This is a genomic window from Morganella morganii, from assembly GCF_019243775.1.
Classification (GTDB): domain Bacteria; phylum Pseudomonadota; class Gammaproteobacteria; order Enterobacterales; family Enterobacteriaceae; genus Morganella; species Morganella morganii.
Genome location: NZ_CP069157.1, coordinates 256039 through 271718, shown reverse-complemented (window position 1 = coordinate 271718; position 15680 = coordinate 256039). Strand labels below are relative to the sequence as shown.

Sequence of the window (15680 nt, the reverse complement as noted above, 5' to 3'; positions counted from 1 at the left end):
CCCGGCGTATTCACCGGGTTTTTCTTTGCTCAGGATTCTGACGATTATTTCTGCCAGATGAACTCGACACCTTCTTCGTCGTCTTCATCCCAGTCGTCGTCCCAGTCATCATCGTCTTCTGCCTGCTCAAGCTGTTCTTTGTGGTAATCGTCCCACATAAAGTCCACTTTCGCGTCCGCAGCCGGTACTTCGGCCACTGCTTCGCGGGCATGGGTGTTGAGGAATTCCATCAGATCCCAGCACAGTGCTTTCACGCCTTCGTGATTAACCGCAGAGATCATATAGAATTTATCTTCCCAGCCGAGTGCATCCGCGATCGCCTGAGAACGGGCTTTCGCTTCTTCAGGATCAATCAGATCGACTTTGTTGAAGACCAGCCAGCGCGGCTTCTCTGCCAGCTTCTCACTGTATTTTTCCAGTTCGCCGACAATGATCTTCGCATTTTCCACCGGATCACTTTCATCCACCGGGCAGATGTCGATCAGGTGCAGCAGCACGCGGCAGCGTTCCAGATGTTTCAGGAAACGGATCCCCAGACCGGCACCGTCAGATGCGCCTTCGATCAGTCCCGGGATATCCGCGACCACGAAGCTCTGTGAATTATCCATCCGCACCACACCCAGGCTCGGTACCAGTGTGGTGAACGGATAGTCCGCCACTTTTGGTTTTGCCGCAGAGACAGAACGGATAAAGGTGGATTTACCGGCATTCGGCATCCCCAGCATCCCGACGTCAGCCAGCAGCATCAGTTCCATCATGAGTTCGCGGGTTTCGCCCGGGGTACCCATGGTGCGCTGACGCGGTGCACGGTTAACGGATGATTTAAAGCGTGCGTTACCCAGGCCGTGAAATCCGCCCTTGGCAACCATGTGACGCTGTCCGTGCTGCAACATGTCCGCCAGTACCTCATTGGTGGTCATATCGCGCACACGGGTGCCTACAGGCACGTTAATCGTGATATCGTTGCCCCGTTTACCGGTACAGTCACGACTCTGGCCGTTTTGACCCCGCTCAGCGCGGAATGATTTTTCAAAACGGTAATCAATCAGGGTATTGAGGTTTTCATCGGCCTGGAGGTATACATCACCGCCATCGCCGCCGTCTCCGCCGTCTGGTCCGCCTTTCGGAATATATTTTTCGCGACGGAAGCTCACGCATCCGTTGCCGCCATCTCCTGCCACAACCAGGATTTTAGCTTCATCTACAAATTTCATTACTTTTCTCCGTAACGTTGCCGTGTCCGGACTACCGGTTCAGTATGACCCGGGATGACGTTTTACGCATATAAAAAGCCCTGCAAAAGGTTTGCAGGGCTTTCGGACTCGGTTAAGACGTGAAAAACTTATTCAGCTTCGATGCTGATGAATTTACGGTTTTTCGGGCCTTTAACTTCGAATTTGACTTTTCCGTCAGCTAACGCGAACAGAGTGTGGTCGCGACCGCAACCTACGTTGCTGCCTGCGTGGAATTTAGTACCACGCTGACGAACGATGATGCTGCCTGCTAATACAGCTTCACCACCGAAACGTTTTACACCCAGACGTTTTGCTTCAGAATCGCGACCGTTTCGAGTCGAGCCGCCAGCCTTTTTGTGTGCCATTGATCTGCTCTCCTATTAACTTAAGCGATACCGGTAATTTTAACATCAGTGAACCACTGACGGTGGCCCTGCTGTTTCCGGCTGTGTTTACGACGACGGAACTTAACGATTTTAATTTTATCGCCGCGACCGTGTGTAACCACTTCAGCTTTAATTTTAACACCTTCAACGACTGGAGCGCCGATCTTGATGTCTTCACCATTTGCAACCATCAGAACCTGGTCAAACTCAACAGTTTCACCTGTTGCGATGTCCAGCTTTTCCAAGCGAACGATTTGACCTTCGCTGACCCGGTGTTGTTTACCACCACTTTGGAAAACCGCGTACATATTAACTCCGCTTTCCGCACACCCCATAAAATTTGATTCTCAGAGTGCACTATAAAATTATTCACAATAGGGCGCGGATTTTACGCAAAAACGCTGCAAATGACAAGTGCTGAAAACGATCTAATGGTAAAAAAACGTCACTTTACAGATAGCCGTTTATTTGCAGCTTTTTTACAGTACAATCATAAAATATAAAAAAACGCTGCTATCATAAACCATTACCTTTGATCGGGATGTCAAAAACAAGGTTAAAGCAAGTCATATGAACTCAGAACAAATAATCGCGCTGACTGCGGATGATATGACCGCAGTCAATCAAAAGATTCAAAAACAGCTGACCTCGGACGTATCGCTTATCAACCAGCTGGGTTACTACATTATCAGCGGCGGCGGGAAACGGATCCGCCCGATGATCGCTGTGCTGACCGGCCGGGCTCTGGGCTATGACGGCGACAAACATATTCAGGTGGCGGCTCTGATCGAATTTATTCATACCGCCACCCTGCTGCACGACGATGTGGTGGATGAATCCGACATGCGCCGCGGCAAACAGACAGCCAACGAAGTGTTCGGCAATGCCGCCAGTGTGCTGGTCGGGGATTTTATCTACACACGATCCTTTCAGATGATGACGGATCTGGATTCCATGCGTGTGCTGAAACTGATGTCAGAAGCGACAAACGTGATCGCGGAAGGAGAAGTGCTGCAACTGATGAACTGCAACGATCCGGATATCAGCGAAGCGGATTACATGCAGGTTATCTACAGCAAAACTGCCCGCCTGTTTGAGGCTGCCTCACAATCTGCGGCAATTCTGGCCGGTGCCACACCGGAACAGGAAAAGGCCCTTCAGGATTACGGCCGCTTTCTCGGTACCGCGTTTCAGCTGATCGATGATGTTCTGGATTATGATGCGGATAACGCGACACTCGGCAAAAATACCGGGGATGATCTCGACGAAGGCAAACCGACGCTCCCGCTGCTCCACGCCATGCACAACGGTAATGCGGAAGAATCCGCGCTGATCCGTCAGGCGATTGAACAGGGTAACGGACGTCACCTGCTGGAGCAGGTTCTTGCAACCATGAAGCGCTGCGGATCTCTGGCTTACACCTATGCCCGCGCCGAAGAAGAAGCGGACAAAGCTATCGCAGCCCTGTCCGCACTGCCGGACTCACAGTACAAAGATGCACTGGCCGGCCTGGCCCATATCGCAGTCCGCCGCTCAGCCTGATCATTGCATGAGAAAACGGGATCTTCACAGATCCCGTTTTTTTATTCCGGTTTTTCGTCCGGCTCCCGGCTGCCCGGAAGCTCCTGTGCATCAAGATGCTGGATCAGTTTAGCCAGCCCTTCCCGCAGAATGAACGTGACAATTTTCTCCCGTTCCTCTCTGGTCAGCTGATAATAGGCTTCCACCCAGATCAGAAACGCATCCTGCCGTTTCGCCTGATAGCTCGCGCTGTTATCACATGCATGCAGGATCGCCTGAACTTCATCCGGCAGACTATCGATACTGTATTCGACTGCTTTTCCCTGCACGCCGCGCTTGCGCCGCTGATGCCAGCCTTCCCGTCTCGCCATCAGGTTGACACCTTGAGGAGATGATGGCAAGCCCGCCAAACCAACCAATTCCTTCGCGGAATACCATTCTTTTTTCATCTTTTCTCCTGCAACCCATTTTCAGCAAAAAATCGGCAATTTCCGTGCTTAAACTGCGTGAATTTGCCGGGCACTTTCCTAAAAATGACAAATGCTTTAGCTACACTGAATTTTTCAACAGCTTCCGGATTCATTCCGATTTTCACGAGAATATTTTACAAACGCAAGGATAAAACATCATCTTTTTGTGAATAATCGGCATATTTTATTACAATAACGGTAAACACTGACTACAATGACCACCGGGCAGAAAATGAGATCCGACTCAGTGCTGCTGCTGGCGTATCACGCCTGATAACAGGTAAAAACCGCTTTTGTTTCATCAACAAACTCCTTATGTTAAGTAAGTAAATATGCTTACTTCATTCATTCCTTTGTGTTACCTGCCCATTTTCATTCTGTTTCTTAATTCTGTAACAGAGTTCAAAAAAGATATTTTTAAGAAAAAATTTAAGAAAATATTTAGAAAAATAATGGTATTTTATTTTCTTAATAACGAATTGGGTTCATCTTTAATGTGATGGCAACCCGTTATTTATACCACTAACACAACATTAATCTAAAATAAAAAGGACTCAATATATGGATTCCGGTAAATCTGACTGGCACCCTGCTGATATAATTGCATCGCTGAAGAAACGGGGGACAACCCTGGCCGCCTTGTCGCGCAGTGCGGGACTCAGCTCCTCAACGCTTGCTAACGCGCTTTCCCGGCCGTGGCCGAAGGGTGAATGGCTCATCGCAGACTTTCTCGCCGTCCATCCGTCAGAGATTTGGCCCAGCCGTTATTTTAATTCTATCACAGGTGAATTATTAGATAGGAAAATAAGAGTGAAGGTAACTAATTAATTTCAATATATACTTATAAAAACAATAAAACCGCTAATCGTAATTAGCGGTTTTATTTACGGCTCAAAAAAATAAATACAACTATTTAATAATTCAGCTGTTAATAAATTTCTCACCAAGCGCAATATCGGCCTTCAGCACATCCAGCATGCCGTTCAGTGCTTTCTCTTCATATGCACTGAGTGAACCAATGTCCAGACGCTTCTCAACACCGTTCTTGCCTAACACGACCGGCTGGGCGAAGAAACGGGCGTATTTGCCGTCACCTTCGGTATAAGTGCATTCCACCACATTGCTTTCACCCTGCATGGCGCGAACCAGTGACAGGCCGAAACGCGCGGCTGCCTGGCCCATAGAGAGCGTTGCGGACCCGCCGCCTGCTTTGGCTTCCACCACTTCAGTACCGGCGTTCTGGATGCGTTTGGTCAGGCTGTCGATTTCCGCGTCGCTGAAGCTGACACCCGGGATCTGAGACAGCAGCGGCAGAATGGTCACACCGGAGTGGCCGCCGATAACCGGCACTTCCAGCTCCTGTGGTTTCTTGCCTTTCAGTTCCGCCACAAAGGTGTTGGAACGGATAATGTCCAGCGTGGTCACGCCGAACAGGCGATTTTTGTCATACACACCGGCTTTTTTCAGCACTTCTGCCGCGATCGCCACTGTGGTGTTCACCGGGTTGGTGATAATGCCGATTAATGCTTTCGGACAGGTTTTGGCAATTTTTTCCACCAGATTGCGGACGATCCCCGCGTTAACATTAAACAGATCAGAACGATCCATGCCGGGTTTACGGGCCACACCGGCAGAAATCAGGACAATATCCGCGCCTTCTAATGCAGGGGTAGGATCCTCTCCCGCGAATCCGGTGATCCGGACATCGGTCGGAATATGGCTGAGATCTTTTGCCACACCCGGTGTGACCGGTGCGATATCATATAAAGTAAGATCTGAACCTGAAGGAAGCTGGGTTTTAAGAAGAAGGGCGAGAGCCTGACCAATACCACCTGCTGCTCCGAGAACTGCAACTTTCATCCTGAGACTCCTTAACTTGGGACGGTTAGCACGATTGCGCATCAGGCGCCAATCCGTGCATGAGGGCTGTGAATACAATATTTTAACAGACTGATTGCATATTCACGCATTTGAATCTGTTTGTCTATTGTTATCCATTCTAAACAAATCGCTTATCTGTTAATGAGATAAGGAACACTATTTTGACAATTATTTTACTTTAAGTGCACTTATAGTCATGCACGTTAATATACCGATGCGTAACTGATAACAACCTCATTTAATTAACAATATATTTACCTCCGGTGATAACCCAGTCAGAGTCATAAGCAATGTCAATTACGTGAGCTGATCACCAGTTTTGACCATTAATGCGGTTTCCCCCGGTCAGACCACAGGGTTTAATTTGCATAAAAATGCATTTTTCCGCATAATAATAAGGTTCGTATCCAAATTTGCAGGAAAGACTATGCGCGCACCTTCTAAACAGGAAGATCTGATCAAAGCGTTTAAGGCGCTGTTGAAAGAAGAGAAATTCAGCTCTCAGGGGGAGATCGTCACCGCCCTGCAGGAAGAGGGCTTTGAGAATATTAACCAGTCCAAGATTTCCAGGATGCTGACCAAGTTCGGTGCTGTCCGCACCCGTAACGCGAAAATGGAAATGGTTTACTGTCTGCCTGCGGAACTGGGTGTTCCGACAGCCACCAGCCCGTTAAAAAACCTGGTGCTGGATATTGATTACAATGACTCGGTTGTGGTTATCCGTACCAGTCCGGGAGCAGCACAGCTGATTGCCCGTCTGCTGGACTCCATCGGCAAATCCGAGGGCATTCTCGGCAGTATCGCCGGGGATGACACTATTTTCTCGACACCGGCCAAAGATTTCACCACAGAACAGCTCTACGAAGCGATTCTCGCCCTGTTCGAGCAGGAACTGTAATCCGCCGTTAATCATAAAAAAACCGCGTGGTACTGATGCACCGCGCGGTTTTTTATTCTTGCTCAGATTACTTCAGTTTTTCCAGCAGTTTATCGTGGATACCACCGAAGCTGCCGTTGCTCATCACCAGGATATGATCCCCCGGCTGTGCATGTTCGGCCACCATATTGGTCAGTGCATCCAGGTCACCGCTCCAGTATGCCGGTTGTACACAGCGTTCGGTAATTTCACTGACCAGCCACGGAATATTCGCCGGCTGGAAAATAAAGACCTCATCCGCACGACCCAGCGCAGGCGCGATATCGTCTTTGCTGATCCCCATTTTCATGGTGTTTGAACGCGGCTCCAGAATCACGAGGATGCGGGCTGTACCGCCGACTTTACTGCGCAGTGCCTGTAATGTGGCCAGAATCGCCGTCGGGTGATGCGCAAAGTCATCATAGACACTGATACCGTTCACCTCACCGCGCAGCTCAAGGCGGCGGCGGGCATTGATAAATTTACCCAGCGCACGGCAGGCTTCCGCGACCGGCACACCGACGTGATGTGCGGCAGCCACCGCCATCAGGGCGTTCTGCATATTATGCTCGCCCACCAGTCCCCAGGTCACACGACCGCTGATTTCACCGTCATAACGCACATCGAACTCACCGCAGTCGTTGGTGACTTTCTCTGCCTGCCAGCGGGCGTTGTCGCCGGTGTATTCTTCCTCACTCCAGCAGCCCATACTGAGCACCTGTTTCAGATTGGCATCCTGCGCCGGGGCGATAATTTTGCCGTCACCCGGCACCACACGTACCAGATGATGGAACTGTTTTTCAATCGCCGCGAGGTTTTCAAAGATATCCGCGTGATCAAACTCGAGGTTGTTGAGCAGCAGTGTGCGCGGGCTGTAGTGAACAAATTTTGAGCGCTTATCAAAGAATGCACAGTCATATTCATCCGCTTCGATAACAAAGAACGGACTGTTACCCAGCGTGGCGGAAACATCAAAGTTCCCCGGGACACCGCCGATCAGAAAGCCCGGCTGATAGCCGCAGTCTTCCAGAATCCACGCCAGCATACCTGCAGTGGTGGTTTTGCCGTGAGTCCCGGCAACCGCCAGCACCCAGCGCTCCGGCAGTACATGGTCATGCAGCCACTGCGGCCCTGAAGTGTAAGGAATTCCCTGGTTCAGCACCGCCTCGACACACGGGTTTCCGCGTTTCATGGCATTGCCGATCACCACCATATCCGGGCGCGGCGTCAGCTGAGCCGGGTCATAACCCTGAATCAGCTCGATCCCCTGCTCTGTCAGTAAATCACTCATCGGCGGGTAGACATTCTGATCCGAACCGGTCACTTTGTGCCCCTGTGCACGGGCCAGGATAGCCAGGCTGCCCATGAAGGTGCCGCAGATACCGAGAATATGAATATGCATTATTTTTTATCCAATAGCATGACGTTGGTCACTATTCTAACCATCTCTCAAAAGAACTGAAACGGATTAGCCTATCAATTATGATTTTCTTTGGCTAAACTTGCACCCGCGTTTACGGGCAACCGCTTTCGTAATACTTTTATTTCACCCACTTCAGGACGTACGTCATGAAAACATTAGGCGAATTTATCGTCGAAAAACAGCAGGACTTTTCTCACGCCACCGGAGAACTGACTGCACTCCTCTCCGCGATTAAGTTAGGCGCTAAGATTATTCACCGTGATATCAACAAAGCCGGGCTGGTTGATATCCTTGGTACTAATGGTATCTCAAACGTGCAGGGCGAAGTCCAGATGAAACTGGATCTCTATGCCAACGAGAAACTGAAAGCCGCGCTGAAAGCCCGTGGTGAAGTTGCCGGTATTGCCTCCGAAGAAGAAGACGACATTGTTGTTTTTGAGGGCGGCCGTGCGGAAAACGCCAAATATGTGGTTCTGATGGATCCGCTCGACGGCTCATCCAATATTGATGTGAATGTGTCAGTCGGTACTATTTTCTCTATTTATCACCGTATCACCCCGCTGGGCCAGCCGGTCACCGAAGCTGACTTCCTCCAGCCGGGTAACCGCCAGGTTGCTGCCGGTTATGTGGTTTACGGCTCTTCCACCATGCTAGTTTATACCACCGGTAACGGTGTTCACGCCTTCACCTATGACCCGTCTCTGGGTGTGTTCTGCCTGTGCCAGGCGGATATGAAATTCCCGGAAAACGGTAAAATGTATTCCATCAACGAAGGGAACTACATCCGTTTCCCTGTTGGCGTGAAAAAATACATCAAATACTGCCAGGAAGAAGATCCGGCCACTGACCGCCCGTACACCACCCGTTATATCGGCTCTCTGGTGGCGGATTTCCACCGCAACCTGCTCAAGGGCGGAATTTACATCTACCCGAGCACCGCAAGCCACCCGAACGGCAAACTGCGTCTGCTGTATGAGTGCAACCCGATGTCATTCCTCGCGGAACAGGCTGGCGGTAAAGCGAGTGACGGTAAGAACCGTATCCTCGATATCATTCCGGAAAAACTCCACCAGCGTTCACCGTACTTTGTCGGTACCCGCTCAATGGTAGAGAAAGCCGAAAGCTTTATGGCGGAATTCCCGGACGAAAACGGGAAGTAACCAACAGTAAGCGAAGGAAAAGGCGGTATACCACCGCCTTTTTTTCGTTATAATATCCGCCACGCTATTTGTTCTGAAGATTAAGGAATCCGTTCATGAGCCTGAATAATGTTCCGGCAGGTAAAGAGCTGCCAGAAGATATCTATGTTGTTATCGAAATCCCTGCCAACGCAGATCCGATTAAATACGAAGTTGATAAAGAATCCGGTGCACTGTTTGTTGACCGTTTCATGTCAACCGCTATGTTCTACCCGTGTAACTACGGTTACATCAACCACACCTTATCTCTGGATGGTGATCCGGTAGACGTGCTGGTTCCGACTCCGTATCCGTTACAGCCGGGTTCAGTGATCCGCTGCCGTCCTGTCGGCGTGCTGAAAATGACCGACGAATCCGGTGAAGATGCCAAACTGGTTGCGGTTCCGCACACCAAACTGAGCAAAGAATACGATCACATTAAAGATGTGAACGATCTGCCTGAGCTGCTGAAAGCTCAGATCACTCACTTCTTCGAGCACTACAAAGATCTCGAAAAAGGCAAATGGGTGAAAGTTGACGGCTGGGAAGATGCTGCTGCCGCCAAAGCTGAAATCATTGCTTCTTTCGAACGCGCTGCGAAAAAATAATCCGCAGTCCGTTTCAGAGACAAAAAAAACCGCTGTTTTCACAGCGGTTTTTTTATTCACAGGGAAATCATTCGCTTTCCGGGCCTTCTGCCTCGTGCCGTTTCAGCCAGTCCCCGCAATTTATCTTCACCAGTCCGTCCACCGGACGCTGATATAAGTAAATCCAGGCACTGCCGTACGGCGTTGAAACCAGTTCACGCCGGTAATCCTGACCATCTTTTTTTAATTCATCCAGCTCAGTCAGGATCGACGAGGAGATCCGGTACACTTCACATTCGATCGAACCGGTTCCCGGTACCACCGCAGGATAGTGTCCCAAATCATACAGGTCATAGCCTTCAAGCGTATATTCTCCCAGCAGGGCGGCATAGGTCATCCAATGATGGTTGCCCTGTTTCTGCCGCAAACTGCCATAAACGATCACTCGCATATATTAAAACTCAAACTGATAAAGCAGATCGATCGCCTGGTTAACACCAGACACCGCTTCCAGATATAACCTGGGCATTAACCTATAGCGTAACGTTAAGGTCGCTAAGGAGTCAAATATACCGACACCATATTTTACCTGCAGGTCGTTGGTTATCTTACCGCTGACCACAACCTGCGACTTATCGCCCACACCCTGGGTATCCAGCGCCAGATCCGAAATACCGAATGTTTCACCAATTTTTCCGACTAACTGCCCGCTTTGTGCCACCCCTAGGCTGATAAGCATGGATGTCATCTGCGAACTGTCTGCGTCACCGGAATCCAGCCCCTCACCGCGCAGCAGATAAGAGAGCGCATTTTCCTGGGACATGGCCGGATCAGAAAATATTTCCACTTTCGGTCTGTCGGCAAGCCCGGTCACCCGGACACCCGCGATCACGCCGTTAGCAGTGTTATCCGGGTTACGGATAGCTTCCAGATTAAGGAACGGCTGATCAGCCGGACCGGAGAACAGGATCTGTCCTTTGCGCACCAGCAGATCCTGCCCGTAAGCATGGAAACGCCCGCGCGGAATATCCACCTGGCCGTTGAGCCCCAGCCCCTGTTTATCCTGGGCGACTTTCAGATCTCCGGTGAGTTTTGCTTTCAGACCAAAGGCATCGAGCAGCACATCATCACCGATATGGATCCGCAGATTACTCAGGATCGGAATACTGGTCTGTTTCTCACGGATTGGCTGTAAGTTGTCATCCAGCATCACTTCGTCGGATGTGGCGCTGACGGCGGACTCCGGTACTTCATGCACGGTGATCCGCGCCCACGGAATATTGACCGTACCGTCCAGTTTCAGCATCGACGGTGTCGCCTCAAAGACCAGATCCGGGCTGACATCAATCCGGATCATCGGCGGCAGGGAAACGCGCAGTTTGTCACCCTGTGCGAAGATCCGTGCACTCCAGGCATCCATTCTGCGCCAGTCCGCGTTACCACTGAGGTTGAGATACCCTTCCGGCGTTTTGATGTTTCCGCTGAGATCAGAACGGGCACCATCAAAATTCACGGTCAGTCCGCCGGTTGTGATATCAAACGGCAGCAGACGGCCGCTGACGGCGAGATCTGATAATCCCAGCTGGCCAAACAGCAGCGGTGATGCAGCATTACCGCCCAGACGCAGCCCCGCATTCAGCCGCCCGGTAGCTTTATCCCCTTTGCCGAGCAATGGTTTCAGCAGATCCAGCGAGATATTATCGATCCCGACATTCCCGCTCAGCTGACGGCGTTTCTCCAGATCAGAAATCTGGACATTACCGTTAATCTTTCCGTTACCGGCAATAGCAATCAGCCACTGAAGATTCAGTTTGCCGTTCTTCATGGCGGTGGTCATGGTCAGGGTGTCAAACGCGACCGGCAGATTCGTGCCGTCGAGGTTCTGCACCACCTTCACACCGTTGCCTTTCAGGGATGCATCCACCACCGGCTGTGAGCCGTCCGCAAACCAGCGGACATTGGCATTACCGCTGAATACACCATCCAGCCGGGTATCCGGGCCAAGGAATGGTTTAATCATCGCCAGATCAAAACGTTCAAGGGCAACCGATGCATTACCGGAAGCTCCTGCGGTGATCGGTTTCGGCACACAGATACGGGCATCCGGATTCACCCAGCAATGGGTGCCGATAGTCACTTCCTGTTTTTCATTCAGATAAGTCAGCGCCATTACCTTGCTGAGCGACCATTCACCCACCGGTGTGTCAAAGCGGGTGTTATTCAGCGTACCTTTCCAGGTTTCGGTTTTACGGTCAAATCCGCCGTTCAGCATCAGTTGTGCCGAGACCGGCTCGCCTTTCATGGTCAGTTTCAGCTGGTGCTGTGCTTCGGTACCTTTGGCATTCAGGGTCAGGTTGCTGATCACCAGATCGGCCTGCTTCAGCTGATTCACCGTCACATCCAGCTGGCCTTTGATCTGCTCTGCGGAGGTGATATCCCCTTTGATTTTCGCATCCGCCACCGACAGATCGTTCTGCCATTTCAGGCTGTGAACAGCCAGGTCGGCGAGGATCTGTGGTTTTTCCATATTGCCACGGACATTGAGCTTCCCTTTGACCGTTCCCGCCAGCCCCGGAACCAGGCCGCCGAGCGCCGGTGCATTGATATCCGCATCCAGCTTCCAGGCATCTGCCAGCTCGCCCCGCACATCCAGTTTATTGTTACCCAGTGCCAGTTTCAGATCCGGGATTGTCCACTGACCGCCTGCGTTACCTTTCACATTACCGCGCGCTTTCAGCGGATAGGTTTTCACTTTGCCGTCAAGGGTGATATCCGGGATTTCAAGCTCCCAGTTACCGCCGTACAGGCTGCCCCGGGTACTGATTTTGCCGTCCACTTTGGCCGGCCACTCCGGATAGGCTTTTGCGGTATTCAGCCCGGAGAGCGTCAGAACCGCCTGCCAGCTGATGGCTTTCTGCCAGTCCGCCACCCCGGTCACTTCCGCAAAGCCCTGTAACGCATTCAGGCGCAGCCGGGTAAGATTCAGCTGTTCAGTATTCCCTTTCGCATCCAGCGTCAGCAGCGCAGGCGGGATGTCCTTTCCTTTGATATCCGAACGCAGGGAGAGGTCGTAACCGCTCACTTTCCCGTTAAGGCGCAGTTTCACGCCATCAAGCTGATAATCCGCCTCACCGGTCAGCGGCCAGCTGACTTTCTGACTCTCCAGGGTCAGCAGCAGCGGCAGATCGGCCTGTGTCAGGTTGGTCTGTGCATCCAGCGTGGCATTGACCGGCCCTTTCAGTGCCAGCGCCAGTTTCAGCTCATCGAGCAGCCCGCCGTTCAGGGTGAGATCGAGATCCTGCCCGCTGAATTCCTCAAAATCACGGACATGGCCTTTCACCGACAACGCCACCGGCCATTTTTCACTGAGCGCCACTTCCCCGCTGACCGCGATATTGCCCTGTGGCGCATCCGCAGACAGATCACTGAGGGTCAGCACCTGCCCTTTGTTAAACAGTGCCAGGTGCAGGGAATTGAGGGTTACCGGCGCATCACCGCTCACCTGCCAGTTCTCACCGGAAATACCTTCCACTGAGATATTCAGCGGCAGAATAACCTCCGGCAGTTCCGCCAGCATCGGCTGAGCAAAAATCTCACTGATAGTTTCACCTAACGGCTTTTCCGGTGCATCCGCTGCCGGCGCCGGTTCTTCTGCCGCAGCCGGGTCACTTTTCGGCAGCACAACAGAAAGGGCATTAATTACCGTTGGTTTCAGGGTCAACTGGTCGCCCTGCCAGGTCATGGCGGTGCGGAAGGTATCCAGATTTACCGCCATATCATCCACGGTGACCTGTGTGTTGGTCACAGAGAGAGAATCCAGGAAAATGGTCAGCGGCGCATTCAGCTCTGTCAGCGGCTCTGACGGCGGAGTTTCTTCTGACGGCGGCAGTTTTGCCGTATCGACAGCAACGCGCGTGCCGTCCGTGCTGAGGTTTTCAACACAGAGTGTCATGTCTTTCAGACAGCTCAGGCGCAGCGCCAGGTTGACCTTATCCACGCTGACATCAATACCCGGCATGGTGTATTTCACCTGCTTCAGGGTCAGATTACGCAGATCACCCTCAACCTGACCGATAGCCAGGCCGGAAACCACACGCGGTGCAAGATTCAGTGCAAAATGCAGGCCGGACTGTGTGCCCAGGATCCAGCCGAGTGTGCCGCCAATCAGCAGAATGAGGACCAGCAGAATGATTGCCGGCCATTTCAGATACTTCAGCCATTTCATCAGAGTTCTGCCCCCAAGCCGATGTAAAACTGGATATTTTTCGTTTCGTTATCACCTACCGGCGCGGCAAGGTCAAATTTGATCGGTCCGACCGGCGATGCCCAGCGCACCCCGACACCGGCACCGGTTTTGAAATTACTCCGTTTGATATCGTTCACCACTTCACCGCTGTCCACAAACACCGCGCCCCACCAGTTTCCGGTTACGTTGTACTGGTATTCCAGCGAGCCGACCACCAGCCGCGAGCCCCCGGTCAGTTTGCCGTCAGAATCTTCCGGTGAGATTTTGTTGTAACGGTAACCCCGGATACTGCCATCGCCACCGGCGAAGAAACGCAGATCCGGCGGAACCTTGTCGAAATTATTGGTTTCAATCCAGCCGAGGTTGCCGCGCATCACAAAGCGGTGACCATCCCACGGCGTTCTCACCCAGACGTTACGGGCGCGGAAAATGGAAAAATCCACATCCGAGCCCCACATTTCATTGGAAACATCCACTGAGTAGCGCTGACTGTCCCCCCAGGACGGCATCATCCCGCCCCGCGAACGGACACGGCTGACATTCACCCCCGGATAGAGCAGCATGGTGGTGTTGGTGATATCCGCCTGGGTAAAGTGGCTGAGACTCCAGCGCATATTGATACCGTACTGCCAGCCGGTGGATAAATCCCAGTTACGGGAAACACTGACTGTCGCAGTATCGGCTTTGGTATCATTCAGATCGGTACGCTTATACCCGCCGGAGACGGCGTAATACTGCTCAATCGGGTTGACCTTCAGCGGGATGCGGTAAGAGGTATCAATAATCTGTTCCGGCGCGGACAGGCTGATACTGGAGGTCAGGCTGTGGCCGCTGGAATTCACCCACGGCTTATTCCATTTCGCCTGAACACGCGGCCCCACATCGGTGGCAAAGCCGCCGCCCAGCTCGACAAAGTTTTGCGCGCGCGGAGTGAATGAGGCATCCATGGTCAGATAATCACTGTTATCCGCCCGGGCCTTTGCAATATCCGGGGTGACGATCGCGGACTGGAACCAGCCGGTTTCCGCCAGCAGACGGTTAAATTCTGCCAGTTGATCAGAGGTGTAGTAATCGCCTTCTTTAAACGGCACCAAACCTTCCAGGTATTCATCGCTGATTTGCGAGCCCTGGTAATTCACTTTCCCGAAACGGTATCGTTTGCCGCTGTTGAACACAAAATCCCAGTAGGCCGCATGACGGGAAAGCGCAATGCCGAGCTGGCTTTTTTCCATTTCGGCATCAAAATAGCCGCGTTTTAAGGCAAGCCCGGATAATCCGCTTTTAAAACTTTCGTACTCGCCGTGATTGACGACAGTCCCGGTTTCAGGTGTATTTTTGGTAATGAATTTTTTGAATGCGGGATCGGTTTTTGCCGCGCCTTCGATATCCACGGTAACCCCGGCAATTTTAACCGGTTCCCCCGGGACGACACGGGCATACAACACCGGCCGTGCAGGCGGTGCATTGTCCTGATAATCAAAGGTGATCACCGGCTCATAATACCCCAGCGGACGAAGCCCCTCTTTGATGGCTTTTTCCACCCGGGCACGAAAACGGCCGTCAGCCACGACCTCATCGGTCGTGATAGTGGAAAGCTGGACTCTTGCATTTTTTTTCAAGTTGCCCGCTGAGCCCTTCCACTTTTAAGCGAAGATTTGCACTATATGCCAGAGGGGATGTGAGAGACACAGCGACAACACAAACAAGAGGGTACCGGATCACATCAACTCCTGAATTTCTGCGATTTGACTGAGATATACCTTTATTCATTCAGAATACAGCCAACGAAGCGGTAATGTGAATGAATAAGGGTATAAATGAAAATAATTTGAAGTTT

Annotated in this window: 13 protein-coding genes and 1 pseudogene; 5 read left to right on the top strand and 9 right to left on the bottom strand. The window is 51.6% G+C overall.

All coding sequences use genetic code 11. From position 1 onward, the window contains the following. Positions 1-44 precede the first annotated feature (44 nt). From cgtA to rplU, 3 genes are all read right to left on the bottom strand, one after another. Positions 45-1214, bottom strand: a complete 1170-nt coding sequence (gene cgtA / locus JL661_RS01320) for an Obg family GTPase CgtA (protein ID WP_004234535.1) — start codon at positions 1212-1214, stop codon at positions 45-47. A gap of 128 nt (positions 1215-1342) precedes the next feature. Further along, positions 1343-1600, bottom strand: coding sequence for a 50S ribosomal protein L27 (gene rpmA, locus JL661_RS01315; protein WP_004241388.1), 258 nt, complete (start codon positions 1598-1600; stop codon positions 1343-1345). A gap of 20 nt (positions 1601-1620) precedes the next feature. After that, entirely contained in the window at positions 1621-1929 is a 309-nt protein-coding gene (rplU, locus tag JL661_RS01310; protein WP_004241383.1) for a 50S ribosomal protein L21, read from the bottom strand. Positions 1930-2191: 262 nt separating this feature from the next. On the opposite strand from rplU, the gene ispB reads away from it, so the two are divergent. After that, a complete protein-coding gene (ispB, locus tag JL661_RS01305) occupies positions 2192-3163 on the top strand; it encodes an octaprenyl diphosphate synthase (protein ID WP_004234531.1) in 972 nt (323 codons plus the stop codon). Positions 3164-3204: 41 nt separating this feature from the next. On the opposite strand, the gene JL661_RS01300 is transcribed toward ispB, so the two are convergent. Continuing rightward, a complete protein-coding gene (locus JL661_RS01300; RefSeq protein ID WP_004241382.1) occupies positions 3205-3591 on the bottom strand; it encodes a DNA-binding protein in 387 nt (128 codons plus the stop codon). A 582-nt stretch (positions 3592-4173) separates the two neighbouring features. Here JL661_RS01300 and JL661_RS01295 point away from each other — a divergent pair. Continuing rightward, on the top strand, positions 4174-4440 hold the full coding sequence (locus tag JL661_RS01295; protein ID WP_015422314.1) for a helix-turn-helix domain-containing protein: 267 nt from the start codon (positions 4174-4176) through the stop codon (positions 4438-4440). A 93-nt stretch (positions 4441-4533) separates the two neighbouring features. Here the strand turns inward: JL661_RS01295 and mdh are convergent, their stop codons facing one another. Continuing rightward, positions 4534-5472, bottom strand: a complete 939-nt coding sequence (gene mdh, locus JL661_RS01290) for a malate dehydrogenase (protein WP_024474260.1) — start codon at positions 5470-5472, stop codon at positions 4534-4536. Between the two features lie 448 nt (positions 5473-5920). Between mdh and argR the strand changes: the two genes are divergently transcribed. Beyond that, entirely contained in the window at positions 5921-6391 is a 471-nt protein-coding gene (gene argR, locus JL661_RS01285) for a transcriptional regulator ArgR (protein ID WP_004234524.1), read from the top strand. 67 nt (positions 6392-6458) lie between these two features. Here the strand turns inward: argR and mpl are convergent, their stop codons facing one another. Next, the gene (mpl, locus tag JL661_RS01280; RefSeq protein ID WP_062772138.1) at positions 6459-7811 is read right to left on the bottom strand and encodes a UDP-N-acetylmuramate:L-alanyl-gamma-D-glutamyl-meso-diaminopimelate ligase; all 1353 of its coding nucleotides are present in this window, start codon (positions 7809-7811) and stop codon (positions 6459-6461) included. Between the two features lie 167 nt (positions 7812-7978). Between mpl and fbp the strand changes: the two genes are divergently transcribed. Together fbp and ppa are read left to right on the top strand one after the other, a co-directional pair. After that, a complete protein-coding gene (gene fbp / locus JL661_RS01275; RefSeq protein ID WP_004234520.1) occupies positions 7979-8992 on the top strand; it encodes a class 1 fructose-bisphosphatase in 1014 nt (337 codons plus the stop codon). A 95-nt stretch (positions 8993-9087) separates the two neighbouring features. Beyond that, the gene (gene ppa, locus JL661_RS01270; protein WP_004234518.1) at positions 9088-9618 is read left to right on the top strand and encodes an inorganic diphosphatase; all 531 of its coding nucleotides are present in this window, start codon (positions 9088-9090) and stop codon (positions 9616-9618) included. A gap of 67 nt (positions 9619-9685) precedes the next feature. Here the strand turns inward: ppa and JL661_RS01265 are convergent, their stop codons facing one another. The 3 genes and pseudogenes from JL661_RS01265 to tamA all read right to left on the bottom strand — a co-directional run bounded on the left by JL661_RS01265 (position 9686) and on the right by tamA (position 15565). Further along, positions 9686-10048: a gamma-glutamylcyclotransferase family protein gene (locus JL661_RS01265; protein ID WP_015422315.1), complete on the bottom strand. Its 363-nt coding sequence runs from the start codon at positions 10046-10048 to the stop codon at positions 9686-9688. A gap of 3 nt (positions 10049-10051) precedes the next feature. Then, positions 10052-13822, bottom strand: coding sequence for an autotransporter assembly complex protein TamB (tamB, locus tag JL661_RS01260; RefSeq protein WP_062772141.1), 3771 nt, complete (start codon positions 13820-13822; stop codon positions 10052-10054). After that, positions 13822-15565: pseudogene (tamA, locus tag JL661_RS01255) on the bottom strand (autotransporter assembly complex protein TamA). The gene tamB and the pseudogene tamA overlap by 1 nt, the downstream one beginning before the upstream one ends. Between the last annotated feature and the right edge of the window lie 115 nt (positions 15566-15680).